22 protein-coding genes and 1 pseudogene are annotated in these 24,356 nt (G+C 74.1%); 14 read left to right on the top strand and 9 right to left on the bottom strand.

Features of this window, described 5'->3' with window-relative positions; genetic code table 11:
* The first annotated feature begins 62 nt into the window (after positions 1-62).
* A complete protein-coding gene (locus AB0G56_RS27990; protein ID WP_360974227.1) occupies positions 63-1,232 on the top strand; it encodes a glycosyltransferase in 1,170 nt (389 codons plus the stop codon).
* Positions 1,233-1,248: 16 nt separating this feature from the next.
* On the opposite strand, the gene AB0G56_RS27995 is transcribed toward AB0G56_RS27990, so the two are convergent.
* Entirely contained in the window at positions 1,249-2,583 is a 1,335-nt protein-coding gene (locus tag AB0G56_RS27995; protein WP_360974229.1) for a TerD family protein, read from the bottom strand.
* 296 nt (positions 2,584-2,879) lie between these two features.
* Here AB0G56_RS27995 and AB0G56_RS28000 point away from each other — a divergent pair, with 296 nt between their 5' ends.
* From AB0G56_RS28000 to AB0G56_RS28015, 4 genes are all read left to right on the top strand, one after another.
* Positions 2,880-3,320 (top strand): DUF6643 family protein, encoded by a 441-nt coding sequence (locus AB0G56_RS28000; RefSeq protein ID WP_360974152.1) that lies wholly within the window; start codon positions 2,880-2,882, stop codon positions 3,318-3,320.
* 42 nt (positions 3,321-3,362) lie between these two features.
* Positions 3,363-4,187: an MOSC N-terminal beta barrel domain-containing protein gene (locus tag AB0G56_RS28005; protein ID WP_360974155.1), complete on the top strand. Its 825-nt coding sequence runs from the start codon at positions 3,363-3,365 to the stop codon at positions 4,185-4,187.
* A gap of 168 nt (positions 4,188-4,355) precedes the next feature.
* Entirely contained in the window at positions 4,356-4,961 is a 606-nt protein-coding gene (locus AB0G56_RS28010) for a hypothetical protein (RefSeq protein ID WP_360974158.1), read from the top strand.
* 191 nt (positions 4,962-5,152) lie between these two features.
* Entirely contained in the window at positions 5,153-7,600 is a 2,448-nt protein-coding gene (locus AB0G56_RS28015; protein ID WP_360974161.1) for a right-handed parallel beta-helix repeat-containing protein, read from the top strand.
* Here the strand turns inward: AB0G56_RS28015 and AB0G56_RS28020 are convergent.
* Positions 7,570-9,898, bottom strand: a pseudogene (locus AB0G56_RS28020) (hypothetical protein). The gene AB0G56_RS28015 and the pseudogene AB0G56_RS28020 sit on opposite strands and share 31 nt — an antisense overlap.
* Before the next feature lie 690 nt (positions 9,899-10,588).
* Between AB0G56_RS28020 and AB0G56_RS28025 the strand changes: the two are divergent.
* Positions 10,589-11,422, top strand: coding sequence for a DeoR/GlpR family DNA-binding transcription regulator (locus AB0G56_RS28025; RefSeq protein WP_360974164.1), 834 nt, complete (start codon positions 10,589-10,591; stop codon positions 11,420-11,422).
* A 98-nt stretch (positions 11,423-11,520) separates the two neighbouring features.
* Here AB0G56_RS28025 and AB0G56_RS28030 read toward each other — a convergent pair whose 3' ends face one another.
* Entirely contained in the window at positions 11,521-12,645 is a 1,125-nt protein-coding gene (locus AB0G56_RS28030; RefSeq protein ID WP_360974166.1) for a PLP-dependent cysteine synthase family protein, read from the bottom strand.
* A 376-nt stretch (positions 12,646-13,021) separates the two neighbouring features.
* On the opposite strand from AB0G56_RS28030, the gene AB0G56_RS28035 reads away from it, so the two are divergent.
* Both AB0G56_RS28035 and AB0G56_RS28040 read left to right on the top strand, forming a co-directional pair.
* Positions 13,022-13,345 (top strand): hypothetical protein, encoded by a 324-nt coding sequence (locus tag AB0G56_RS28035; RefSeq protein ID WP_360974169.1) that lies wholly within the window; start codon positions 13,022-13,024, stop codon positions 13,343-13,345.
* 196 nt (positions 13,346-13,541) lie between these two features.
* Positions 13,542-14,084, top strand: coding sequence for an ATP-binding protein (locus tag AB0G56_RS28040; RefSeq protein ID WP_360974172.1), 543 nt, complete (start codon positions 13,542-13,544; stop codon positions 14,082-14,084).
* Positions 14,085-14,470: 386 nt separating this feature from the next.
* Here AB0G56_RS28040 and AB0G56_RS28045 read toward each other — a convergent pair whose 3' ends face one another.
* Positions 14,471-14,782 (bottom strand): SHOCT domain-containing protein, encoded by a 312-nt coding sequence (locus AB0G56_RS28045; protein ID WP_360974175.1) that lies wholly within the window; start codon positions 14,780-14,782, stop codon positions 14,471-14,473.
* A 256-nt stretch (positions 14,783-15,038) separates the two neighbouring features.
* On the opposite strand from AB0G56_RS28045, the gene AB0G56_RS28050 reads away from it, so the two are divergent.
* The 4 genes from AB0G56_RS28050 (at position 15,039) to AB0G56_RS28065 (ending at position 17,677) form a co-directional block, all read left to right on the top strand.
* Positions 15,039-15,647 carry a TetR/AcrR family transcriptional regulator gene (locus AB0G56_RS28050; RefSeq protein WP_360974178.1) on the top strand — a complete coding sequence of 203 codons (609 nt, stop codon included), beginning with the start codon at positions 15,039-15,041 and terminating at the stop codon, positions 15,645-15,647.
* A gap of 16 nt (positions 15,648-15,663) precedes the next feature.
* Positions 15,664-16,266, top strand: a complete 603-nt coding sequence (locus tag AB0G56_RS28055; protein ID WP_360974181.1) for a DUF4865 family protein — start codon at positions 15,664-15,666, stop codon at positions 16,264-16,266.
* Complete coding sequence (locus AB0G56_RS28060; RefSeq protein WP_360974184.1) at positions 16,263-17,171, top strand: phosphotriesterase; 909 nt, start codon at positions 16,263-16,265, stop codon at positions 17,169-17,171. Before AB0G56_RS28055 ends, AB0G56_RS28060 begins: the two co-directional genes overlap by 4 nt.
* Positions 17,172-17,290: 119 nt before the next feature.
* Complete coding sequence (locus AB0G56_RS28065; protein WP_360974187.1) at positions 17,291-17,677, top strand: tautomerase family protein; 387 nt, start codon at positions 17,291-17,293, stop codon at positions 17,675-17,677.
* A 51-nt stretch (positions 17,678-17,728) separates the two neighbouring features.
* On the opposite strand, the gene AB0G56_RS28070 is transcribed toward AB0G56_RS28065, so the two are convergent.
* Both AB0G56_RS28070 and AB0G56_RS28075 read right to left on the bottom strand, forming a co-directional pair.
* Complete coding sequence (locus AB0G56_RS28070; protein WP_360974190.1) at positions 17,729-18,967, bottom strand: ROK family protein; 1,239 nt, start codon at positions 18,965-18,967, stop codon at positions 17,729-17,731.
* A gap of 247 nt (positions 18,968-19,214) precedes the next feature.
* The gene (locus AB0G56_RS28075; protein ID WP_360974193.1) at positions 19,215-19,892 is read right to left on the bottom strand and encodes an alpha-ketoglutarate-dependent dioxygenase AlkB; all 678 of its coding nucleotides are present in this window, start codon (positions 19,890-19,892) and stop codon (positions 19,215-19,217) included.
* A gap of 80 nt (positions 19,893-19,972) precedes the next feature.
* Between AB0G56_RS28075 and AB0G56_RS28080 the strand changes: the two genes are divergently transcribed.
* Complete coding sequence (locus AB0G56_RS28080) at positions 19,973-21,106, top strand: methyltransferase (protein ID WP_360974196.1); 1,134 nt, start codon at positions 19,973-19,975, stop codon at positions 21,104-21,106.
* On the opposite strand, the gene AB0G56_RS28085 is transcribed toward AB0G56_RS28080, so the two are convergent.
* Positions 21,096-21,995 (bottom strand): ketose-bisphosphate aldolase, encoded by a 900-nt coding sequence (locus AB0G56_RS28085; protein ID WP_360974199.1) that lies wholly within the window; start codon positions 21,993-21,995, stop codon positions 21,096-21,098. The genes AB0G56_RS28080 and AB0G56_RS28085 overlap by 11 nt on opposite strands.
* A gap of 44 nt (positions 21,996-22,039) precedes the next feature.
* The gene (locus AB0G56_RS28090) at positions 22,040-22,930 is read right to left on the bottom strand and encodes a sugar isomerase (RefSeq protein ID WP_360974202.1); all 891 of its coding nucleotides are present in this window, start codon (positions 22,928-22,930) and stop codon (positions 22,040-22,042) included.
* Positions 22,931-23,056: 126 nt separating this feature from the next.
* On the opposite strand from AB0G56_RS28090, the gene AB0G56_RS28095 reads away from it, so the two are divergent.
* Positions 23,057-23,836, top strand: a complete 780-nt coding sequence (locus AB0G56_RS28095; RefSeq protein WP_360974232.1) for a DeoR/GlpR family DNA-binding transcription regulator — start codon at positions 23,057-23,059, stop codon at positions 23,834-23,836.
* 133 nt (positions 23,837-23,969) lie between these two features.
* Here AB0G56_RS28095 and AB0G56_RS28100 read toward each other — a convergent pair whose 3' ends face one another.
* Entirely contained in the window at positions 23,970-24,350 is a 381-nt protein-coding gene (locus AB0G56_RS28100) for a luciferase family protein (protein WP_360974205.1), read from the bottom strand.
* Positions 24,351-24,356: the final 6 nt, after the last annotated feature.

Below are 24,356 nucleotides of genomic sequence, written 5' to 3' on the forward strand. Positions count from 1 at the left end.
CGATAGACGATTCCCTCGAACGGGCCGCCCGGGTGGGGCACACTGCGGGGGTGAGCGTGATCATGTGGACCGCCGTCGGATCACTCGCCGCCTGGCTGTGGCTCCTGCTCGGCCAGGGATTCTTCTGGCGTACGGACGTGAGACTGCCGCCGCGCGAGGAACCGGCGCCCGGCGACTGGCCGTCCGTGTGCGTCGTGGTCCCCGCGCGGGACGAGGCCGCCGTCCTGGGCCACAGCCTCCCCTCGCTGCTCGCCCAGGACTATCCGGGGCGTGCCGAGGTCTTCCTGATCGACGACGGCAGTTCCGACGGCACCGGGGAACTCGCCCGTGAGCTGGCGCGGCGCGGCGGCGGGCTGCCGCTGACGGTGGACTCGCCGGGCGAGCCGGCGCGGGGGTGGACCGGCAAGCTGTGGGCCGTGAGGCATGGCGTCGCACTGGCCCGCGCGCGCGGTCCCGAGTACCTGCTCCTGACGGACGCGGACATCGCGCACGCCCCGGACAGCCTGCGCCGGCTGGTGGCCGCCGCGCGCGGCGGCGGTTACGACGTCGTCTCGCAGATGGCGCGGCTGCGGGTGGAGAGCCTGTGGGAGCGGCTCGTGGTCCCCGCGTTCGTCTACTTCTTCGCGCAGTTGTACCCGTTCCGGTGGATCGGCCGGCGGGGCGGGCGGACGGCGGCGGCAGCGGGCGGCTGTGTGCTGCTGCGTGCCGACGCGGCCGAGCGGGCGCGGATCCCGGACGCGATCCGGCACGCCGTGATCGACGACGTGGCGCTCGCGCGGGCGGTGAAGGGCGGCGGCGGGCACATCTGGCTGGGGCTCGCCGAGCGGGTGGACAGCGTGCGTCCGTACCCGCGGCTGCACGACCTGTGGCGGATGGTCTCGCGCAGCGCGTACGCGCAGCTGCGGCACAATCCGCTGCTGCTGATCGGCACGGTCGCCGGACTGGCGCTGGTGTACCTGGTGCCACCGGTCGCGCTGGTGGCGGGGCTCGCCTCGGGCAGCGGAGCGAGCGCACTGGCCGGGGGCGCGGCCTGGCTGGTGATGACAGCGACGTACGTGCCGATGATGCGGTACTACCGCCAGCCGTCGTGGCTGGCCCCGCTGCTGCCCTTCACGGCGTTCCTGTACCTGCTGATGACGGTGGACTCGGCGGTGCAGCACTACCGGGGCCGTGGTGCGGCCTGGAAGGGCCGCACCTACACGCGTCCCGGCGCCGTGCCCGAGGAGGGCTGAGGACGGGGGCGGGCGCTCACTTGCGGCCGGGGGTCCAGTTCATGCCCCAGCCGTAGGTGTGGTCGATGGTGCGCTGGGGGCTCACCCCGCGCGCGGGGACGAGGTAGCGGGCCTCCCGCTGGACGACGAGGTCGCCTCCGGTGTTGGTGATCAGGGCGAGGGCGCACACCGTGGAGGGCACCGTGCACTCGTCCAGGGAGAAGTCGACCGGCGCTCCGTGCTGCGGCCGGAGCGTGACCGTGGCGTGCAGGTCGGCGAAGGAGCGGGCGCCTTCGTAGATGGTCACGAAGACGAGGATGCGCCGGAAGTCGTGCGTGTGGTCGAGGTTGATGGTGAGGTTCTCGCCGTCGGTCACGGCGCCGGTGCGGTCGTCGCCGTCGAGGTGGATGTACGGGGGCCGGTGCAGCGCTCCGAAGGCGTTGCCGAGAGCCTGGACGACGCCCTTGCGGCCGTCGGCGAGTTCGTAGAGGGCGCACAGGTCGAGGTCCAGGTCCGCGTGCATCGCGACGGCCCGCCCGCGTTTGCCCGTCCAGCCGCTGAACTGTTTGCGCACCTGCCAGTTGAGGTTGACGCGCATGGCGCCCGAGGTGCCGCCCTGCTTGGCCAGCGAGATGGAGGGTGCCGCCTTGGTGAGCGTGACCTTGCTGAGGCGGACGGGGGGCGCGGCGGGAGGCGGCGGCACGGGGGCGGGGGCCGTGACGGGCGGCGGCAGGGGAACCGGGGGGCCGACGGGCGGCGGGGCCGTGACGGGAGCGGGAGCGGGGCCGCCGAACGGTGCCGGGGGCGGGGTCCGGCCGGGCGCCGGTGCCGGGGGCGGCGCGGCGTGCTGCGGCTCGTCCACGGTGATGCCGAAGTCGGTCGCCAGGCCCTCCAGTCCGCTGCTGTACCCCTGGCCCACGGCGCGGAACTTCCAGGCGCCCTGGCGGCGGTAGAACTCGCCCAGCACGAAGGCGGTCTCGACACCGGCCCCGGTGCTGTCGAAGCGGGCGACCACCGTGCCCGCCGCCGCGTCGCGCACCTCGATGTAGAGGCCGGGTACCTGTCCGAACGTGCCGCCGTCCGCCGACGCGGCGAGCACGACCCGGTCGACGGACGCCTCCACGCGCGCGAGGTCGGCGACGAGCGTGTCGGTGGCCTGTCCCGCGGAGTCCCGCTTGCCCTCGTGGCGCACCGCACCGGAGGAGTGGGCCGGCTGGTTGTAGAAGACGAAGTCCCCGTCGGAGCGCACCTTTCCGCCCGCCGCCAGCAGCAGCGCCGAGGCGTCCACATCGGGGACGCCGGGGCCGGAACGCCGGCCCACCTCGACGCGCAGGGCCGTGGTCGGCACCGGTGTGTTCGATCCCTTCGGCATGGACATGTGTGCCCCCTCACCTCGGCCGGGCCGTCTCCCGGTTCCCGGCACCGCGTCGATCGCTCCCCGCCCAACCTATGCCCGGCGGGGCCGAACTCTCAGGCGGAGCGGCGGAAGTCGCCCGGCCGCCCCCCGGTAACGCCCCAGAACCCTGCTCCTTACACGATCCAAACCCGCCGTGGCGCCCCTTTTTTTCAAGTTCGATCGGATTGGGGATCCCGCGTCACCGCCGACACGGAAAACAACCCTCTTATCGGTCTCCCCAACCAGCACATCGTGGGCTTAACTTATGTGCCATGACCTCCCCCCGCTCCACTTATGGTGGCGGCTACTACTCCGCCTCCTTCCCGGACACCCCGATCTACGACTCGCTCGTCGCCGAGCGTGGCACCCCGCAGATCGCCCCGATCCGGGTCCCCGCGCCGTACGACACGGGAAGCCACGCGGGAAGCCACCTGCCCGCGCTCCCCTCGGCGCTGCCCGCCCTCCCGGCAGCCCCGTCCCAGCCCGGCTACGGCTACCAGCAGGCGCCGCAGCCCGCCCCCCTCCAGCAGGCGCCCGCGGCCTACATCCCGCAGCAGGCCTCCGCCCCGCGCGGATATCCCGGCCCGCAGCAGCAGATGCCGCGTCCCATGACCAACGGCACCGGCTACGAGGCGATGCGTCCCGCGGCCCCGCGGCCGGGCGCGGCCCCGTACCAGGACCCGTACAACAACCAGCAGTACCGCGGTTACTGATCCTTTCCCCCGGCTGTCCGTGCCGCCTGGCAGGATGAGGTCATGGGGAACGCGGAACTGCACTCGATACACATCCACCCGGTCAAGGCGTTCCGGCCCGTAGGGCTGACGGAGGCCGTCGTGGAGCCCTGGGGGCTGGCCGGGGACCGGCGCTGGGCAGTGATCGACCACGGGGGAAAGGTCGTCACCCAGCGCCAGCAGCCACATCTGGCCAAGGCCGCCGCCGAGCTGTCGCCCGGCGGCGGCCTTCGGCTGTCCGCGCCCGGACTCGACCCGCACGTCGTGCCCGTGCCGCAGCCGGGGGCCACGGTGACGGTGGACATCTTCGGCGAGAAGGTGGAGGCCGTCGCGGCCGGTGCCGCCGCGCACGCCTGGTGCAGCGCCCTCGTGGGTGCCGAGGTGCGCCTCGTCCACATGGACGACCCCGCCGGCCGGCGGCCCGTCGACCCGGACTACGCCCGGCCCGGGGAGACCGTGAGCTTCGCCGACGGCTTCCCGCTGCTGATCACGACGCTCTCCTCGCTCGACTCCCTCAACTCGCTGATCGCCGAGGGCGATCACGCCGAAGAGGGCCCGCTGCCGATGAACCGCTTCCGGCCGAGCGTCGTGGTGACCGGCACCGCCGCCTGGGCCGAGGACGACTGGCAGCGCATCGCGATCGGAGAGGTCACCTTCCGGGTGGCCAAGCCGTGCGGCCGGTGCGTGGTCACCACCACCGACCAGACCACCGCCGAACGCGGCAAGGAACCCCTGCGCACCCTGGGCCGCCACCGCCGCTTCGGCGGCTCCCTGGTCTTCGGGCAGAACCTGGTGCCCGAGTCGGCCGGCACCCTCCGCCTCGGCGACCCGCTCACGATCCTCGGGTGAGTTCCGGCCCCGTTTCCGGGAACCCATGGCGGTGGACCGCTCGTTGGGGTTTCGTGAGAGGTTCATGAGAGAGGCCGGTCGGAGGTGATTTCCCTCTCTCTTCGACCGGCTTCACGGATGAACGGCTCCGCCGGGGGTTATCACGGAGCGGGAAGGGGGTGCGCACGAGTGCGAGCAATCAGCGGACTCTGGCGCTGGCGGCGCAATCCGCTGCGGCGCACGACCGATCTGGTCGAATCCTGGCTGGCGTTGGTGGCGCTGCTCCTGATCCTGGTCGCCGCCCCCGTGCTCGGTTCCCTCGTCGGCTCCCTCACCCAGGACGCCCTCCAGCAGTCGGCGCGCGACCAGCATCAGACCCGGCACCTGGTCGTTGCCACCGTCGTACGCAAGCTGACCGCCTCCGCCCCGGCCCCCGATCCGGAGATCGCGACGGGACGGGACGTGCGCAGCCGCGTCGTCGCCGACTGGACCGGCCCGGACGGCACGGCCCGGCGCGGCCCGGTCACCACCGGCCTCAGAAGCCCGCACCCCGGCGATCACTTCGCCCTGTGGACCGACGGACACGGACTGACCGTGCCCCGCCCCCTGGACTCCACCACCGCCACCACGCACGCGGTGCTGGCCGGCATCGGCACCGCCCTGGTCGCGGCCGGCCTCACCGAGGGCATACGCAGACTGGTCCTGTGGCGCCTGGTCCGCCGCAGGTACGCGCGCTGGGACCAGGCCTGGGACCGCGCCGGTCCGGACTGGGGCCGCACCGGCACCGGCAGCTGACGGCCTTCCGGCTCCGGTCAACCGACCGTCCACGCACACGCTACGGTGGACCGGCCGACGCGTTCGGCAATCCTCCGCGCGCGTGCGCGCGGCGGCCCGAAGGGCTGAGCACGGCCCCGGTCCCGGCACCGGTGCGGCGCCCCGAAGGTGAACGAGCCATCAGTACGACGAGGTGGGGGCACGGCAACGCCATGGCACAGGGCACGGTCCAGGTGACACACACCGGCACATCGCGGTGGCGGCGCCGCACGGGTGAGTACGCATCGCTGGCCGCCGCCCTGGAGGTCGCGGCGGACGGTGACGTCCTCACCGTCGCCCCGGGCACCTACCGCGAGAACCTCGTCGTCCAGCGCGCGGTGACCCTGCGCGGCCCCGAGGGCTCCCCCGGCTCGGTGCGCATCGCCCCCGTGGACGGCGTGCCGCTGACCGTGCGTGCCTCCGCCGTGGTGCAGGACCTGCACGTCGAGGGCCAGGACACCACGGCGCCCGCGCTGCTGGTGGAGGAAGGCACGCCGGAGCTGAGGGACGTGCGGATCGTGACCCGCTCGGCGTCCGGCATCGAGGTGCGCGGCGGCGCCCGCCCCACGGTGCGGCGCTGCACGGTGGACAATCCGGCGGGGGTCGGCATCGCCGTACTCGACTCGGGCGGCGGGGTGTTCGAGGAGTGCGAGGTCGTGGCCGCCGGGCAGTCGGGCGTGGGCGTGCGCGACGGCGCCCATCCGCGCCTGGAGCGCTGCCGGATCCACCACACCTCGGGTCCGGGCATCACCGTGACCGGCGACAACTCCGCCCTGGAGGCCGTGGGGTGCGAGGTCTACGAGGTCCGTGGCAGCGGCGTGCAGGTCACCGGGCGGGCCACCGCGCACCTCACCGACTGCGAGGTGCACCGCACCACCGCGGACGGCGTCACCCTCGACACCGACGCCGTGCTCACCCTCGCCGACTGCCGGCTCCACGACATCCCGGAGAACGCGGTGGACCTGCGGTCGCGTTCCGTGCTGACGCTGACCCGGACCACGGTGCGCCGGTTCGGGCGCAACGGCCTGTCGGTGTGGGACCCGGGCACCCGCGTGGACGCCAACCAGTGCGAGATCTCCGACAGTACGGGCGACTACCCGGCCGTGTGGGTCAGTGACGGCGCGACCGCGGTCCTCGACTCCTGCCGGGTGCACGACGTGCCGGACGCCCTGTTCGTCCTGGACCGCGGCTCCCGCGCGGACGTCGTCGACAGCGACCTGTCCCAGGTGCGCAACACCGCCGTGTCGGTGAGCGACGGCGCCACCGCGCAGCTCGACGACTGCCGGATCAAGGAGGCGGCCACGGGGGCGTGGTTCCGCGACCACGGCAGCGGCGGCACCCTCGCCAACTGCACCGTGGACGCCACCCAGACCGGCGTGATCGTCACCAAGGGCGCCGACCCGACCATCGAGCGCTGCACGGTCGTCTCCCCGGCCGAGGCCGGTTTCTACGTCTCCGCCGGTGGCCGGGGCAGCTTCCTGGGATGCCGGGTCACGGGCAGCTCGGGCTACGGCTTCCATGTGATCGACGGCTGCCGTACGACACTGAAGAAGTGCCGCGCGGAGCGGTGCGCGCGCGGTGGGTACGAGTTCGCGGACGGCGGGCAGGAGGCGGCGCCCGGCTCGGGGCCGGTGGTCGAGGACTGCACGAGCGACGAGAGCGGGGGCGTACGCCCGCCCGCGGTCAGGGAGACGGCCGTGCAGGCGGCCGAGCCCGTCACCGCGTCGGCGGGTCTGCTGGGCTCGATCCCCGGGCAGCGCAGCACCGCTCAGGAGCCGCTGCCGTCCGCACCGGAGGAGGGGCACCCGGTGCGCACGGCGAAGGACGTGCTGGGCGAACTCGACGCGCTGGTCGGACTGGAGAGCGTCAAGCGGGAGGTCCGCGCCCTCACCGACATGATCGAGGTGGGCCGCCGTCGGCAGCAGGCCGGCCTCAAGGCCGCCTCCGTGAAACGCCATCTCGTCTTCACCGGCTCCCCCGGCACCGGCAAGACGACGGTCGCCCGCCTGTACGGCGAGATCCTCGCCGCTCTCGCGGTCCTGGAGAAGGGCCATCTCGTCGAGGTGTCCCGGGTCGACCTGGTCGGGGAGCACATCGGTTCCACGGCGATCCGCACCCAGGAGGCGTTCGAACGGGCCCGCGGCGGCGTGCTGTTCATCGACGAGGCGTACGCGCTCTCCCCCGAGGACGCCGGGCGTGACTTCGGCAAGGAGGCCATCGACACGCTGGTGAAGCTGATGGAGGACCACCGCGACGCGGTCGTGGTGATCGTCGCGGGTTACACGGCCGAGATGGAGCGGTTCCTGTCCGTCAACCCGGGTGTGGCCTCCCGCTTCTCCCGCACCATCACCTTCAGCGACTACGGTCCCGAGGAGTTGCTGCGGATCGTGGAGCAACAGGCCGAGGACCACGAGTACCGGCTGGCGGGGGGCACGGCGGAGGCGCTGCTGAAGTACTTCGCGGAGCTTCCCAAGGGTGCCGCGTTCGGCAACGGGCGCACCGCACGCCAGACGTTCGAGGCGATGGTGGAGCGGCACGCGAGCCGGGTGGCCCAACTCGACGACCCGGACACCGACGATCTGACGCTGCTCTACGCCGAGGACTTGCCCGAGCTGCCCTGAGCCCCGCCGCCGCTCGGTGGGCCGGCGGTGTACGGCGCGCCGCCCGGACTCACCGCGGCGTCCGTCTCCTGACGGGGTGCGGGCAGGTCCGGGTGCAGCCGGGCCAGCAGGGTGCGGCGTTCCTCGGCGAAGGCCGGGTCGGCCTGGTAGTCGGAGTGGCCGAGGATCGGCGCGGGCAGCGGGTGCTGCGCCGTACGGCCGTAGGCGAGCGGGTCCTTCAGCGGGCCGCGGTCGACCTCCGGGCCGCCGTCTTGGGGCAGGCGGACGGGGCCGCCGATGGGGTCGGTGAGCCGGTAAAGGTTGCGCCAGCAGACCACGTCCCGGTGCAGGCCGGTGAGGGCGTCCGGCCCGAAGTGGGCGGGGAACCAGCGGCCGTAGAGGCGGGTCAGCGGGGAGCCGTAGGTGAGCAGCGCGACGCGTCGGCGGGCCGACGGGGCGAGCTGCCAGGCCGCGGCGGCGGCCAGCACACTGCCCTGTGAGTGCCCGGACAGGACGAGACGGCCGCCGGTGGCCCGGGTCCAGGTCGCCATCCGCCAGGTGAGGTCGGGCACCGCGCGTTCGGCGTAGCAGGGCGGGGCGAAGGGGTGGGCGGCGCGCGGCCAGAAGGTGCCGACGTCCCAGAGGATGCCGATGGTGCGCCGGGCGGAGGCGTCCTCGTAGGCGCGTCGGCCCCAGGTGACGAACAGTATGAACCCGAGTCCGACCAGCCAGGACCCCAGTGCCTGCGCGGTCTGGGCCGCGCCCTGGACGGCGGGGTGGGCGTCCTCGGCCGCCTGCGCCGGGGTCAGGCCGGTGCCGAGTGCGCCGACGAGTGCGGCCGTGCCGAGCAGGAGGGTGGCGGCGGAGGTGACGCCGATGACGAGGGGACCGGCGTCGGTGAGGGTGGCCGTCGCGCGGGTGCGCGCGATGCGGCGGCTGCGCTCGCGGTCGGCCGCCTCGCCCGGGAAGTCCCGCCGTACCGTGGCGCGCTCGGCGCGGGCCAGCCGCCGGGTGCGTCCGGCAAGCCGTCCGCAGAGCACCAGCAGCAACAGGAGCAGCGGCGGGATGGCGGACGCCTGCCAGGTGAGCAGGACCGGCGGGCCCTGGATCCATCCGCCCGTGCCGTCGAGCCAGTCGGCCACCCGCTGGGCGACGCCGCCGGACATCACCGCGCCGAGGGCGCAGGCCAGCATGGCGACCGCCGGTCCGCCCTGACCGCGCAGCGCGGCCCGCGAGCCGCCGGGGGCTTTTGCTCGCGTACCGGGGCGGTGCCCGGCGGGCCGGCCGCGGTGCAGTACGGCCGCGGTGACGGCGAGGGCGACGACCAGCGCGCCCTGGACGAGGGAGAGGGCGCCGAAGGTGGCGTCGCCCGGCAGCCTGCCCGTGGAAGGCCAGTCGGGGCGCGACCAGCCGCCGTAGAGGAGGGCGAGGACGAGCAGGCCGAGCGCGCCGAGCGGCAGCCACCGTACGAGGCGGCGGTCCAGTCGCCGGTCGAGGCGGTGCTCGCTGCGGCCCCTGCGGCAGACCACCGCGACCACGACGGCGGCCGTGGCGGCCAGGGCGCCCTGCAGCAGCCATCCCAGGACGTCCGGCGCCGCGGGGCCGCCCGGCCGCCGGTCGAAGCGTGCGGCCGGAACGGCGACCGCCGCGGCGACGGTCAGCAGTCCGGCGGCGGTGTGCGCGCCGCGCAGCCGGGCCACCAGGCGCCTGCCGTACCAGAAGCCGGGCCGGGCCAGGGAGCCGCCGCCGGGTTCCTCCTCGGGCTCGGGTCCCGGGTCCAGGGGTTGCTGGGACTCGTAGGCGCTCCAGGTCCGGTGGGAGAGGTGGCACAGCAGGCCGGTGAGGGCGGCGGGCACCAGCGCGGCCAGGGCGAGCCGGCGGCCGGGCTGGCTCCACCAGCCCCCGGCGGCGGGTGAGAGGAAGCGCAGCCAGGAGTGGCGTGCGGTGCAGGCGGGCGTGCCCGCGCACTGCCAGGCGGCCAGGTCGAGCGCGACCTCGCAGGCGGCGGCGACGAGCAGCACGGTGAGGGTCAGTCCGGCCAGCCGGACCAGCAGGCCGTACAGGCGTACGGTGCGGGGGCGTCCGTGGGAGACCGGGCGCATCCAGTGGGCGAGGTTGACGACCATGAACGGCAGCAGCAACAGCCACAGGGCGCGGCTGCTGTTGCCGGAGGTGAGGTTGCACCAGACGTACGCCTCGGGCACCGGGCCGCCGGGGCGCCCGGGGGGGGCGGGTCTCGGCGTGGGCGTCGGCGGCCCGCCGGTAGACGGCCGCGGTGTCGTCGCCGGTGACCCGCACCGTGCGCTCGTCGCCGAGCATCTCCTCGGGCGTGGTGCCGCCGACTCCGTGGACGAGGAGTTCCAGCGCGGGCGGAGCCGGTCCCGGCGGCGCGGCGGGGCCCCCGGCCGGGGGCGAGCCGTCCTGGGGCGAGCCGTCCTGAGGCGAGCCCTCCGCGCCGTACGGTCCGCGCGCGTTCTCCGGTCCGCCCGGTCCGCTCGGGCAGCCCGTTCCGCCCGGGCTGTCCTGACCACCCGGGCTGTCCTGACCACCCGGGCCGCCCAGGCCGCTCGTTCCGCCGGGCCCGTCCGGCCGCTTCGGACCACCCCGTCCGCCCGGGCCGCCCGGGCCGCCGCCCGTTCCGCAAGCCCCATTCGGCCGCTTCGGACGATCCCGTCCGTCCGGTCCGTCCGCGGTCGGGTGCCGTCGTGTCCGTTCCACCGTCGTACTCCCCCGTGACGCGCCGTCGTCCTGGCCGATGCGGGACCAGGATCTCCGCCGGGGGCCCACGCCACAGCCCTTGGCGCGCAATCTGCCCGGTCCGAGTGACGCGGACGCGCGCGCCGGGGCGCGCGTTCCTGGCATGCGCGCGTCGGGCCGGGCGATGGCGCTTCGGCGAACGACCCGTGAAAGGATTGGGACGCCCGCGCACCGGGCAGGTCGAACCTCCTCGTCGGACCGGGTGCGCCGGGGCGGGTCGGACGACTTGCGGCGAAAGGAACCGGAGCACACGTGAGCGAGAATCAGAACCTCCTCGCGGAGCAGCGGCGCGCCCTGATCCTCGACGAGGTCCGGCGCCGCGGCGGGGTGCGGGTCAACGAACTGACCCGCAAGCTCGGCGTGTCGGACATGACGGTCCGGCGCGACCTGGACGCGCTGGCCCGCCAGGGCATGCTGGAGAAGGTGCACGGCGGCGCGGTCCCGGTCGTCGAGGCCAGTACCCACGAGCCCGGTTTCGAGGCCAAGTCGGGGCTGGAGCTGACCGCCAAGGAGGACATCGCGCGGGCCGCCGCCCAGCTGGTCGCGCCGGGCTCGGCGATCGCTCTCTCGGGCGGTACGACGACGTATGCGCTGGCCCACCATCTGGTGGACGTGCCGGATCTGACGGTGGTCACCAACTCGGTGCGGGTGGCGGACGTCTTCCACACGGCGCAGCGCACCTCCGGTCCGCGGCAGGGCGCGGCGACGGTGGTGCTGACCGGAGGCGTGCGCACGCCGTCCGACTCGCTGGTGGGGCCGGTGGCCGACCAGGCGATCGCGGCGCTCCACTTCGACATGCTCTTCCTCGGCGTGCACGGGATATCGGCAGAAGCGGGTCTGTCGACGCCGAACCTCGCCGAGGCGGAGACGAACCGCCGGTTGGTGCAGTCCGCACGGCGTGTCGTGGTGGTCGCCGACCACACCAAGTGGGGTGTGGTGGGTTTGAGTTCGTTCGCCACGCTGGAGCAGGTGGACACGCTGGTGACGGACGCGGGGCTGGCGGCGGGGGCGCGCGCCGAGATCTCGGAGCACCTGCGGCTGGTGGTGGCGGGCGAGGCCGGCGACGGGGACGTACCGGCCGGTTGAGGTCTGGCCGGCCCTTTCCTTGCGGACCGCCCGCTCCATCCGCCCGACGGGCGGGCGGGGTCGGTGCCCCTGTGGTCACACGGGCCGGCGTCCCGTGGTCACAGGGGCCAGCGCCCTGTGGCCAGGAAGGTGTCGATCGTCGCCGTGTACGGCGCGCTGTCGAGGCCCTGCTCGGCCAGCCAGGTGTCCGAGTAGTACTTGTCGAGGTAGCGGTCGCCCGGGTCGCACAGGAGCGTGACGACGCTGCCCCTGCGGCCCTGCTCGCGCATCTCGGCGACGATCCTCAGGGCGCTCCACAGACCGGTGCCGGTCGAACCGCCCGCCTTGCGCCCGATGACCCGCTCCAGGGCGCGTACGGCGGCGACGGCGGCGGCGTCGGGCACCTTCATCATCCGGTCGATCGCGCCGGGCACGAAGCTCGGCTCCATGCGCGGGCGGCCGATGCCCTCGATGCGTGAGCCGCAGTCGCAGGTGACGTCCGGATCGCCGGTGGTCCAGCCCTGGAAGAAACAGGAGTTGTCCGGATCGGCTACACAGATACGGGTGTCGTACTGCATGTAGTGGACGTAGCGCGCGAGGGTCGCGGAGGTGCCGCCGGTGCCCGCGGTGGCGACGATCCAGGCGGGTTCGGGGAAGCGTTCCAACTCCAGCTGGCGGAAGATGGATTCGGCGATGTTGTTGTTGCCCCGCCAGTCCGTGGCCCGTTCCGCGTAGGTGAACTGGTCCATGTAGTGGCCGCCGGTGTCCCCCGCCAGTCGCGCGGAGGCCTCGTACATCGTGCGCGGGTCGTCCACGAAGTGGCAGCGCCCGCCGTGGAACTCGATCAGGCGGCACTTCTCGGCGCTCGTCGTACGCGGCATCACCGCGATGAAGGGCACCCCGATCAGCTTGGCGAAGTACGCCTCGGAGACGGCCGTCGAACCGCTGGAGGCCTCGATGACCGGGCGGCCCGGCCGGATCCAGCCGTTGCACAGCCCGTACAGGAACAGGGACCGCGCCAGGCGGTGCTTGAGACTGCCGGTCGGGTGGGTCGACTCGTCCTTGAGGTACAGGTCGGTACCCCACTCCTCGGGCAGCGGGAAGCGCAGCAGATGGGTGTCTGCCGAGCGGTTGGCGTCGGCCTGGACCTTGCGCACGGCCTCTTTGAGCCAGGCCCGGTAGGCGGGGTCGCTCCGGTCGACGTCGAGGGTCTCGCCGGTCCGGCGCTGCTCGATGGTGCTCACGGCGGTACTCCTCATCCTGGGCGCACGGGGGGCGACGGCGTGTCGCACAATCCCACGCCACCGATGATAGACACCTTCGGCACGCTTCTCACCTGCATAAACGACCCTTTGGGCGGCTCAAAGGCAGCCCTGGGGCGCGACACGCCAGAGCGCGTCGGCGGCGCATCGCGGGCACCGGCGGGGGCGCGTTCACGCGAGTGCTCCGGGTACGGACCGCCCGGCGTTCCGCGTGCCCTGGTGCTGTGTGCCGAAGCGGGGCAGACTGCACCGCGCGGGACGAAGGGCCCGCCGGGGCCGTACCTGGCCCCGGACGAACCGTGCCGGTCCACGGCCCAGCGGCATCGTGAGCCGGCATGTTGCAAGGGGGCGGTCAGGAATGGCGGAGCCGGAGTTCACGGCCACGGGCGTGCGGATCGCCAGACGACTGCGCTCGCTCACCCGGGCCGGGCGGGTCCGGATCAGCGACGGCAGGCTGGAGCTGCTCACCAGCTACGGCAGCGAGATCGACAGCGCGCCGATCCGCGCGGTGCGCGCGTCCAGGCCGTGGCTGGCGCCGGAGGACCGGGCGCTCGCCGACCTCAACGGCCACCGGTACGTCCTCACCCTCGGCGAGGACGACCCCGCGCCCGGGGAACCGGGGCCGCCCGCCGCCCGCCGGTTCATCGAGGCCGTCCACCGGGCGGCGGGGCGGGACGGCTGAGCGGCCGCGAAGGTGGCGCGAAGTTGCGGTGCCCAACCCCTTGCGTCACGCTGGTCTCACGTCACTCTGGGTTTACCGGCGATAACGCTGCGAACCAGCCCGCCGGCCACGACAGCAGGCGGCAGTGTCACGCAGGCGCCCTGCTGCATCCGAAACGTCGTGTTCTTCCGGACCTCAACGTCGGGGAGTCGCAGCCGTGATCAGTCACCCAAGCAGGCACTGCACGGTGGAGCTCCAAGCCCTGCCGTCGCGGATCGGCCAGGTCCGCAGAATCGTATCGGCGCACTTGCGCTACTGGCATCTGGACCCTCTGATAGACCGGGCCGCGCTCGGTGTGACGGAGTTGTTGACCAACGTCCACCAGCACGCACGGCCCGACAAGTTGTGCACCGTCGAGATGGAGTTGCTGCTCGACCGGCTCACCGTCTCCGTGCGCGATCACGATCCACGTCTTCCCGTGGTGGAGGACATGGGCGAGATCGCGCCGCTGGCCACCGAAGGCCGCGGACTGGCGATGGTGGCCGCGGTGAGCGAGAGCTGGGGTGCGCGCCCGGACGGCGAACAGGGCAAGGTGGTCTGGTTCACCCTGCCCACGGCCGCCGGTCCGGTCGGGGTGCCCGCACGGGTACCGCGACTGGTGGGCGGGGAGCAGCCAGTTCCCCGGTTCACCGAGGTCGGGCCCGCGCTCGACGGCACACGACCCGCGCACGCTCCCGCCCGGTCGGCCGTCGTCGGCTGACCGGGCGGTGAGGGCGCGGCCACCGGAGCGGTGGCGTGCCACCGGCGGCGGTCGCGCGACCGCTCCCACGCCGGCCTGTCGCCCGTGGTCCGTGACCTTCCGTCCGCGGCCCGCGGCCTGCCGCTCCGGCAGTCGGCGGGCCGCGCCGGCCGGTGCGCTCCCGGCTGCCGACCCACGGTCACGGCCACGCCGCCGCCGGGCCGCGTGACCGTCGAGCCGACGGTCACACCGTCCGGGGCGTGTACGGCGTGGCGTCGGTCGCGCCGTGGGTCTTCAAGACGTCGGCCGGTGACGCGCGCGGCCCTGGGGATGGCGGGGCGGTGACCTGTGCCGCGGTGCGGGTGGGGGCTCCGCGGGCGGTGCCTCGGGCATGGCCCGCAGGGTGCTCACGGGGCGCCGCCCTTGCCCGTGCGGCCGAACTGCTCCTCCAGCACCGACAGTCGGCGCCAGTACTCGTCCTCGTCGATCTCGCCGTCGGCGAAGCGGCGGCCGAGGACGGCCAGGGGAGAGTCGCCCGCCGGGCGGCCGTCCGGTCCGCGCCACGGGCCGGCCGGCTCGCCACGCCACGGCCCGCCCCGGCCGCGCCGGACGGTGCGGCGCAGGACGGTGACGGCGCCGACGACGACGGCTGCCCAGACCAGCGGGAAGAAGAGGATCCACGGGCCGGGGTGGCCGTCCCAGTTCGCCAAGGCCTGCATGTCGGTTCATCTCCCTGAGGGGGTCGCTCGAAGCGAGGGGTCGCTCGAAGCGAGGGGTTGCTCGAAGCGCTGCGGAGGATGTCTTCGGTGATGCCTCGAGAGTGACTTCGGGAGGGGGCCCGGGTCGTCGTACGGCCGGCGGCAGCGTGCGTACCCCGCCGGGAGTACGACGCCGGGGCGCGGCTGTTCCCGCCGGTCCCCGACTCCTGTACCTACTAGTATGTACTTTGTACCTAACAGTAGGTACAGTGCCGCCATGAGCACCTCGGAGCGACTGATCGAGTCCACCCGCGAGCTGCTGTGGGAACGCGGCTACGTCGGGACCAGCCCCAAGGCGATCCAGGAGCGCGCCGGGGCCGGGCAGGGCAGCATGTACCACCACTTCAAGGGCAAGTCCGACCTCGCCCTGGCGGCGATCAGACGCACCGCCGAGGAGCTCTTGGCCGCGGCGGAGGCCGTCCTGACCGGCCCCGGGACGCCGTACGAGCGCATCGAGGCATATCTGCGGCGCGAGCGCGACGTACTGCGCGGCTGCCCGGTCGGGCGGCTGACGATGGACCCGGACGTCGTCGCCGGCGCGGAGTTGCGCGCTCCGGTCGACGAGACGCTGGACGCCATCCGCGAGCGGCTCGCCGGGATCGTGGAGGAGGGCCAGGAAGCGGGCGAGTTCGCGCCCTGGCTCGACGGCGAGGAGATCGCCGCCGCGGTCCTCGCGACCGTGCAGGGCGGCTACGTCCTGGCACGCGCCTCCGGCTCCCCCGCCGCCTTCGACACCGGTGTCCGTGGGCTGCTCGCCCTGCTCGCCCCACCGGGGAGGGCGACCGCCCGGCCCGGGACACGCCGAACGCCGAGTGCTGAAGCCTGAGAAGAGGGAGCCGGACATGCAAGCGATGCAGTACGAACTGACCCTGCCCGCCGACTACGACATGGACGTCATCCGGGACCGGGTGGCGCGGCTCGGGCATCTCCTCGACGACTGGGACGGACTCGGCGTCAAGGCGTACCTGATGCGTGAGCGCGGGACGCACGGCTCACCGGTCAACCAGTACGCGCCGTTCTACCTGTGGAACACCGTGGAGGGCATGAACTCGTTCCTGTTCGGCGGCCCCTTCCAGGGGCTGGTCGGCGACTTCGGCAGACCGGCGGCGCGGCAGTGGACGGGGCTGGCGTACGAGGAGGGGACGGCCGCGGACGCGGACGCCGCCTTCGCCGTGCGGCAGCGCAGGCCCGTTCCGGAGGGGGTGCCCCTGACGGAGTTCGCGGCGCAGACGGCGGAGGAGACCCGGCGGCTCGCGGGCCGCGACGGCGCGGTGCTCGTGGCGGCCGCGGTGGACACGGCCCGCTGGGAACTGGTGCACTTCTCGCTCTGCTCGCACCGCGATCCCGCCGCGACCGGCGCGCGGGACGCCGGCGGCGAGGTCTTCCAGGTCCTGCACCTGTCGCAGCCCGGCCGCAAGACGCTGCGCCGGGGACGGCGGTGGTGAGCGCCGTCCGGACCGTCCTCGGCGACATCCGCCCCGGCGAACTCGGGGTGACCGACGCCCACGACCACCTCTTCCTGCGCAGTCCCCGGCTGGCCGGGCAGGAACTCGACGACGTCCCGGCGGCGCGCGCGGAACTCGCCGCGTTCCGCGCGGCGGGCGGGAACGCCGTCGTGCAGTGGACGCCGTACGGGCTCGGGCGCCGGGCCGCCCACCTGCCGGACCTCTCCCGGGCCGCCGGCGTGCACGTGGTGTGCGCGACGGGACTGCACCAGGACGTCCACTACGACGAGGACACGCTCGCAGGGCTGCGTGGCGGACTGGCGGAGGTCTTCGTCACCGAACTGACCGAGGGAATCGGCACGTCGGGTGTCCGGGCCGGCCTCGTCAAGGTCGCCGGCGCCTTCCACGCGCTCGACGCGCACGCCCGCTGGACGATGGCCGCCGCGGCCGAGGCCCATCACGCGACGGGCTCGCCCGTGGCCGTGCACCTGGAGATGGGCACAGCCGCGCTGGACGTACTGGACCTGCTCTGCGGCGAGTTGGAGGTGCCGCCTCACCGGGTGATCCTGGGGCACCTCAACCGGTTCCCCGATCCCGTCCTCCACCAGCAGGCGGCGCGCAGCGGCTGCTACCTCGCCTTCGACGGCCCCTCCCGCGCCCACCACGCGACGGACTGGCACATGCCCGATGCGGTACGGGCACTGGCCGAGGCCGGGCACGGCGAGCGGCTGCTGCTCGGCGGCGACACCGTGGTGGCGGGGGCACGGTCCGTGGACGGCGGCCCCGGGATGCCGTACCTGCTGCGCCGGGTGCGCCCGCGGCTGGCCGCCGGGCTGGGCGAGGAGGTGGCCGGCCGGGTCCTGCGGGACAACCCGGCCCGCGCGTTCGCCGCCGACTGGCACTGACCGGCGCCGGCCCGCCCGGCGCGGTTCCCGATTCCGGCGCCTTTCCGCGCCGCCCGCCCGCGTGCGTCGCCCGGCGAGGACCACGCGGGAATGACACGACACCAGAGGAGGCCCCGCCCATGCCCTTCGTCCGGATCGACGCCCTGGGCACCGTCCCCGGCCGCCTGGACGCACTCGGCCGTGCCGTGCACGAGGCCCTGGTCGAGACGCTCGGCATCCCGCCCGACGACCACTTCCAGGTGCTGACCGCCCACGACGGCACGCACAGCGCCCTGCGCCACGGCGACTACCTGGGCGTCCGCCGTGACGACGGCATCGTCTACGTGGCGATCACGATGCGCGCGGGCCGGACGGACGAGCGGAAGCGGGCACTGTACGCGCGCATCGCCGAACTCGCCCACGCGTACGCCGGCACGGAGCCGCGCAACGTCTTCGTCACCGTCACGGAGAACGCGTCGGCCGACTGGTCGCTGGGCCACGGCGAGGCGCAGTACCTGGGCCCCTGACCGGGGCCCGGCACACCGGTCGGCCGCTGCCCGCCGCCGTCGGACCGGGGCTCAGGTCAGCGCCGCGAGCGGGTCGTCCAGAACCGGTTGCCAGGCCAGTTCGGCCGCGCCCACCAGGCTGTTGTGGTCGAGCGTGCAGGGCAGGATGGGGACACCGCCGCTCTGTCCCCACAGGCTGCGGTCGGCGACGACCGCGCGCAGCCGCCCGGGGTCGGCGTCGAGCAGGGCGCGGTGCAGCCCGCCGAGGATGATCCGGTCCGGGTTGAGGATGTTCACCAGACCCGCGAGACCGAGGCCGAGGCGGTCGATCAGCGCCTCGGTGGCCGTGCGGACGCCCGGGTCGGTGTAGTGGCCGCGGATCAGGTCCTCGGCCTGCTTCAGCAGGGACACCTCGGGGCCCGGCTCCCGGCCCGCGGCGGTGAGGAGGGCCAGCGGGTCGGCCTCCACGTCCAGGCAGCCGCGGCTGCCGCAGTGGCAGGGGCGGCCCTCGGGGTTGACGGTGAGGTGACCGACCTCCAGGGCCAGGCCCGAACTGCCCGTGTGCAGCCGTCCGTCCAGCACCAGGGCGCCGCCCACGCCCCGGTGCCCGGTGGCCACGCACAGCAGGTCACGGGCGCCGCGGCCGGCGCCGTGCCGGTGCTCGGCGAGTGCGGCGAGGTTGACGTCGTTCGCGGCGAACGCCGGTCCGCCGATCCCGGCCGCCCGCACGCACTGGGCGAAGATCCGCCGCACGGGCGCACCCGCGGGCCAGGCCAGGTGGAGCGGGTTCAGGGCCAGGCCGTCCGGCTCGGCGACCGCGGACGGCACGGCGAGGCCGGCGCCGACGCAGCGCCGCCCGGTGGCCCGCAGCAGCTCGGCGCCCGCCTCGACGACCGAGCCGAGCACCTTCGCCGGGTCGGCGTCGACGGTCTCGCAGCCCGGTGCGGTCGCCACGATCCGGCCGCCGAGCCCCACCAGGGCGGCCCGGAAACCGTCGGCGTGCACCTGGGCGGCCAGGGCGACGGGGCCCTCGTCGGCGACCGCGAGCCGGTGCGAGGGCCGTCCCTGCGAACCGGCCGCCGCGCCCGGCCGGGCGTCCACCCGGATCAGGCCCAGCGCCTCCAGTTCGGCGGCCACCGCGCCGGCCGTCGCCCGGGTCACCCCCAGTTCGGCGGTGAGCACGGCGCGGGTGGGGGCACGTCCGGTGTGCACCAGCTCCAGTGCGGGCCCGAGCGCACCACGCCCCCGGTCCAGCCGCGTCCTCGACGTGGTCCCTTCCCCCGCCGTCCGGGGGTCCGCCTTGCCGCTCATGAGGGCGAGTCTCCCATGATCCGCGGGCCGGACAGGCGGGTCTGTCCGGCGGATCGTGCCGCAGTCAGCGACGGCGCGGATCGGCCCAGGTGAGCGGGGCTCGGCGCGTGCAGCCGCAAGGCGGAGGAGGGAGTCATGGCGGAGCCATGGCGACCGACGACAAGGCCGCTGCGGGTCCCCTCTGCTCGATGGGCTCGGGAGAGGGGTGCCGAGCCCCGCGTCTGCCGCACGATCCGCCGCACAGGCCCTACAGCCCGCTCACCCGGAGCGTGACGTTCAGCCGACCGGTCAGGCCCAACTCGGGTGGTGCGGTGCCCCCGTGGACGCGGGGCACGCCGTGGTACGCGAGCCGGGACGGCCCCCCGAACACGAACAGGTCACCGCTGCGCAGCTCGACGTCCGTGTACGGCCTGGCCCGGGTCCCGGTGTTGCCGAAGCGGAAGACGCAGGTGTCGCCCAGGCTCAGGGAGACCACGGGCGCGCCGGACTTCTCGTCGCTGTCGCGGTGCATGCCCATGCGGGCGTCGGCGTCGTAGAAGTTGACGAGCGCGATGTCGTACGCGGCCCCGCGCTCCCCGCCGGCCGCGCCGTCCAGGCCGGCCGCGTCGGGGCCGAGCGCGTCCGCCACCGCGCGCCGGCCCAGCTCCCCCAGCCAGGCCGGGAAGGGCTTGACCGGGGCGCCGTCGCCGTCGACCGCGGTGCGGGCGTAGCCGTACGGGTACCAGTGCCGGCCGAGGCAGACCTGCCGGGCGGTCATCGTGCCGCCGCCGGGGGTGCGCACCGTGCGCAGGCCGGCCGGCGGGCGGGCCCACTCCCGGCAGGCGGCGAGCAGCTCGCGCTGCTGGGCCGGATCCAGCCAGTCCGGTACGTGCACCGCGCCCGGCGCGATCTTCACGCGAGTGCGGGGGAACAGCTCGGCGTCCATGGTTCCCATCCTGCCGGACATCCTGCCGGACAAGCCCTGAGCTGGTGCTCCGCTAGCCTGGACACACGATGAACGACCGTATGACGACTCCCTGGGGCGAGCTGGCGCTGGCCCGTTTTCCCGCGGACCCCCGTGACCTGCTGCGTGCCTGGGACGCCTCCGACGAGTATCTGCTGCGACACCTCGCCGAGCGGGGCACCGACCTGTCCGGGGCGGTCGTGCTCGTCGGGGACCGCTGGGGCGCGCTGGCCACGGCGCTGGCGGCGCACCGGCCGGTGCACATCACCGACTCGTTCCTCGGGCAGGAGGCCACCCGCGCGAACCTCGCCCGCAACGGGGTGGAGACCGGCGCGGTGCGCCTGCTCACCACACAGGACCCGCCGCCGGGGCGGATCGACGTCCTGCTGGTTCGGGTGCCGAAGAGCCTCGCGCTGCTGGAGGACCAGCTGCTGCGGCTCGCGCCCGGCGTGCACGCGGGCACGGTCGTCGTCGGCACCGGCATGGTGAAGGAGATCCACACCTCGACGCTGGGGCTGTTCGAGCGCGTCCTTGGCCCCACCCGGACCTCACTGGCCGAGCGCAAGGCGCGGCTGATCCTGTGCACGCCCGACCCGTCGCTGGAGCGGCCCGCGAACCCGTGGCCGTACGAGCACACGCTGCCCGAGGGGGTGGGGGCGGTCTCCGGCCGGCCGGTCGTCAACCACGCGGGGGTCTTCTGCGCCGACCGGCTCGACATCGGCACCCGCTTCTTCCTGGAGCACCTGCCGGACGGCCGTGGCGCGCGCCGGGTGGTGGACCTGGGGTGCGGCAACGGAGTGGTGGGTACGGCGATGGCGCTGGCCCACCCCGAGGCCGAGGTGCTGTTCACGGACGAGTCGTTCCAGGCGGTGGCTTCGGCGGAGGCCACGTACAAGGCGAACGGGGTGCCGGGGCACGCCGAGTTCCGGGTCGGGGACGGCCTGGACGGGGTGCCGGCCGGCAGCGTGGACCTGGTGCTGAACAACCCGCCGTTCCACTCGCACCAGGCGACGACGGACGCGACCTCGTGGCGGATGTTCACCGGGGCGCGGCGGGCGCTGCGCCCCGGTGGTGCGCTGTGGGTGGTCGGCAACCGGCACCTGGGCTACCACGTGAAGCTGCGCCGGCTGTTCGGCAACTGCCGGCTGGTGGCGGGCAACCCGAAGTTCGTGGTGCTGGCGGCCGTCAAGAAGTAGTCGCGGCGCCCGCCGTACCGAGCGTGTCCCGGGCGCCCGGAGTGCCGATCACGCGGATGAGCCGTGCCACCTCCCGTGCCATCGCCTCGCGTCCCGCGCCGAGGTACTTGCGGGAGTCGACCGCGTCGGGGTGGGCGGCCAGGAAGTCGCGGATCGCGCCGGTCATGGCGATGTTGAGGGCGGTGCCGACGTTGACCTTGGCGATGCCGCCGGCGACGGCCTCCGTCAGTTCCCCGTCGTTCACGCCGGAGGAGCCGTGCAGGACGAGCGGAACGTCCAGCATGCCGGCCAGCCGCTTGATGAGGTCGTGGTCGAGGGCAGCCGTACGCTCGGTTATGGCGTGCGTGTTGCCGATGGCCACGGCCAGGGCGTCCACGCCGGACCCGGTGACGAACGCGTGCGCCTCACCGGGGTCGGTGCGGGCGCCCGGCGCGTGGGCGTCCAGCGGCGGCCGGCCGTCCTTGCCGCCGACCTCTCCCAGCTCCGCCTCGATCCACAGCCCGTGGGAGTGCGCCCATTCGGCGGCGGCCCGGGTCGCGGCGAGGTTCTCCGCGTAGGGCAGCCGGGCGGCGTCGTACATCACCGACCCGAAGCCCGCGTCGGCGGCCTGGCGCAGCAGGTCGTCGCTCTGCACGTGGTCGAGGTGCAGGGCGACCGGGACGGCGGCCTGTTCGGCTGCCGCGACGGCGGCGCGGGCGAGCGGCAGCAGCCGACCGCGGCGGTACTTGACCGCGTTCTCGCTGACCTGGAGGAGGACGGGCGCGCCGGCCGCCTCGGCGCCCGCGACGACGGCCTCGACGTGTTCCAGCGTGATGACGTTGAAGGCGAGGACGGCGGAGCGCGCGGCGGCGGCGCTGCCGACCAGCTCACCGGTGGGTGCAAGCGGCACGGCCTGTTCCTTTCGGGGGCGGGGCGGGGGTGTCTCGGCCGGAATCAGGCCGGGTCGGGGGCGAGGATCACCGAGCGGGTGAGGTGGCGCGGCTGGTCGGGGTCGAGACCGCGGGAGGCGGCGACGGCGACGGCGAGGCGCTGGGCGCGGACGAGTTCGGCCAGCGGGTCGAGCCTGCCCTGGATCCACAACGCGCCCGTGCCGCGCACCTGTTCGGCGAGCCCTTCCGGCGCCTCGTCGAGCGACCAGGTGGCCGTGGAGCGGGTGGTGACGCTGATCGGGCCGTGCCGGTACTCCATCGCCGGGTACGCCTCCGTCCAGGACAGCGACGCCTCGCGCATCTTCAGCCCCGCCTCGTTGGCCAGACCGACGCTCCAGCCGCGGCCGAGGAAGGTGAACTGCGTGCAGTCGACGAGACCGTCGGGCAGAGGCTCGGACAGTGCGGTGCGGGCGTCCGCGACGACTGCGTCGGTGTGCAGGCCGAAGTGGGCGCGCAGCAGGGTCAGTGCGGTGGTCGCGAACCGGGTCTGCACGACGGAGCGTTCGTCCGCGTAGTCGAGCACCACGACGTCGTCGGCGGCCGACATGACCGGGGTCGCCGGATCCGCGGTGACGGCGGTGGTGCGGGTGGTGCCCTTCAGCCGGCCCAGCAGTTCGAGCACTTCGGTGGTGGTGCCGGACCGGGTCAGGGCCACGACTCGGTCGTAGGAACGGCCGTGGGGGAACTCCGAGGCGGCGAAGGCGTCGGTCTCGCCCTGCCCGGCGCCCTCGCGCAGCGCCGCGGCGGACTGCGCCATGAAGTACGAGGTTCCGCAGCCGACGATCGCGACCCGCTCCCCCGGTGCCGGCAGCACCCGGCCGTGTTCCGCGGCGTCAGCCGCGACTCGGGTCCAGCACTCCGGCTGGCTGGTCAGCTCGTCCTCGACATGGCTCATGGCGCAAACCCTCCCAGGTCATCTGATTTTTCTTGCAAGATACAGCGCATTTTCGAGCACAATCAAGCATTTCTCGGGGTGTCGGGTGCGCTAGGGTCGCGGAAGATGGACGAACGGAGGCTGCGGATGTCGCGCGACGCCCGCTGGAAGGCGCTGCTGGAGCTGCTGGTGGAGCACGGCCGGCTGGAGGTCGAGGAGGCGGCGACCCGGCTTCAGGTGTCGGCCGCCACGATCCGGCGGGACTTCGACCAGCTCGCCGAGCAGCAGATGCTCGTTCGCACCCGGGGCGGCGCGGTCGTGCACGGCGTCTCCTACGAACTGCCGCTGCGTTACAAGACCGCCCGCCGCGCCTCGGAGAAGCAGCGGATCGCCCAGGCGGTCGCCGGCCTGGTCGCGCCCGGCGAGGCGGTCGGCCTGACCGGCGGCACCACGACCACGGAGGTCGCCCGCGCCCTGGCGGTACGCGGCGACCTGGGCTCCGGTTCGCCCGCCCTGACCGTGGTGACGAACGCGCTCAACATCGCCAACGAACTGGCCGTACGCCCCCAGTTCAAGATCGTGGTGACCGGCGGGGTCGCGCGCCCGCAGTCGTACGAGCTGATCGGACCGCTCGCGGACGGTGTGCTCGGTCAGGTCACGCTCGACGTGGCGGTCCTCGGCGTGGTCGCCTTCGACGTCGCGCACGGCGCGGCGGCCCACGACGAGGCGGAGGCCGCCATCAACCGGCTGCTGTGCGAGCGTGCCGAGCGGGTCGTCGTCGCGGCGGACTCCAGCAAGCTGGGCCGCCGCGCCTTCGCCCGCATCTGCCCGGCGGAGTCGGTGGACACCCTGGTCACGGACGCGGCGGTGAGTCAGGAGACGGTGCACAGATTCGAGGAGGCGGGGGTCAGGGTCCTCACGGTCTGAGGCGGCCGGGAATCCCGCGGGACCTTGTCCGCCGCAGGGCGCACCAGCGGGTCCCCGGTCACCGCAGGCGGCCCGGATGCCGGGGCGGCACTCGGCGCGCGCGCCCGGCGACCGCGTCCGGGCGCCGGGCGCGTCAGGTGCGCAGGAAGCCGACACCACGGCCGTCGTTGCAGCCGACGGGGACCGGGCGGTCCTCTGTGGGATCCCCCTGGTCGGCCTTGAGCGCGACGCTCATGAGGGAGAGCAGGAGATCGACGTCGGCCGAGGCGTCGAGGCGGATCGTCACCCAGGAGGAGCCCGGCACGACGCGGACGGCCGCGAAGCGTCTCAGGTCGCCCGACAGGCGGCGTACGGCCCGGTCGGTCAGCTTGAGGTCGACGTCGCGGTCGGAGTGGAAGTGGGCGATCTCCCCATGCGCCGAGCTGAGCGCCTGCCCGGTGCCACAGCTCGGTACCGCTTCCATCAGGTCGGGCCAGGTTGCCAGTTGGGCGAGAGCACGCGCGGCGAGCGTCATGGCCCC

The sequence above is a fragment of the Streptomyces sp. NPDC021356 genome (genome assembly GCF_040641015.1).
GTDB lineage: Bacteria > Actinomycetota > Actinomycetes > Streptomycetales > Streptomycetaceae > Streptomyces.

Excerpts from the sequence above, each read along its gene's own strand:
- AB0G56_RS27990 (WP_360974227.1), top strand. The coding sequence starts at position 63 with ATGTGGACCGCCGTCGGATCACTCGCCGCCTGGCTGTGGCTCCTGCTC.
- AB0G56_RS27995 (WP_360974229.1), bottom strand. The coding sequence starts at position 2,583 with ATGCCGAAGGGATCGAACACACCGGTGCCGACCACGGCCCTGCGCGTC.
- AB0G56_RS28000 (WP_360974152.1), top strand. The coding sequence starts at position 2,880 with ATGACCTCCCCCCGCTCCACTTATGGTGGCGGCTACTACTCCGCCTCC.
- AB0G56_RS28005 (WP_360974155.1), top strand. The coding sequence starts at position 3,363 with ATGGGGAACGCGGAACTGCACTCGATACACATCCACCCGGTCAAGGCG.
- AB0G56_RS28015 (WP_360974161.1), top strand. The coding sequence starts at position 5,153 with ATGGCACAGGGCACGGTCCAGGTGACACACACCGGCACATCGCGGTGG.
- AB0G56_RS28035 (WP_360974169.1), top strand. The coding sequence starts at position 13,022 with ATGGCGGAGCCGGAGTTCACGGCCACGGGCGTGCGGATCGCCAGACGA.
- AB0G56_RS28045 (WP_360974175.1), bottom strand. The coding sequence starts at position 14,782 with ATGCAGGCCTTGGCGAACTGGGACGGCCACCCCGGCCCGTGGATCCTC.
- AB0G56_RS28050 (WP_360974178.1), top strand. The coding sequence starts at position 15,039 with ATGAGCACCTCGGAGCGACTGATCGAGTCCACCCGCGAGCTGCTGTGG.
- AB0G56_RS28055 (WP_360974181.1), top strand. The coding sequence starts at position 15,664 with ATGCAAGCGATGCAGTACGAACTGACCCTGCCCGCCGACTACGACATG.
- AB0G56_RS28065 (WP_360974187.1), top strand. The coding sequence starts at position 17,291 with ATGCCCTTCGTCCGGATCGACGCCCTGGGCACCGTCCCCGGCCGCCTG.
- AB0G56_RS28070 (WP_360974190.1), bottom strand. The coding sequence starts at position 18,967 with ATGAGCGGCAAGGCGGACCCCCGGACGGCGGGGGAAGGGACCACGTCG.
- AB0G56_RS28075 (WP_360974193.1), bottom strand. The coding sequence starts at position 19,892 with ATGGACGCCGAGCTGTTCCCCCGCACTCGCGTGAAGATCGCGCCGGGC.
- AB0G56_RS28080 (WP_360974196.1), top strand. The coding sequence starts at position 19,973 with ATGACGACTCCCTGGGGCGAGCTGGCGCTGGCCCGTTTTCCCGCGGAC.
- AB0G56_RS28090 (WP_360974202.1), bottom strand. The coding sequence starts at position 22,930 with ATGAGCCATGTCGAGGACGAGCTGACCAGCCAGCCGGAGTGCTGGACC.
- AB0G56_RS28095 (WP_360974232.1), top strand. The coding sequence starts at position 23,057 with ATGTCGCGCGACGCCCGCTGGAAGGCGCTGCTGGAGCTGCTGGTGGAG.
- AB0G56_RS28100 (WP_360974205.1), bottom strand. The coding sequence starts at position 24,350 with ATGACGCTCGCCGCGCGTGCTCTCGCCCAACTGGCAACCTGGCCCGAC.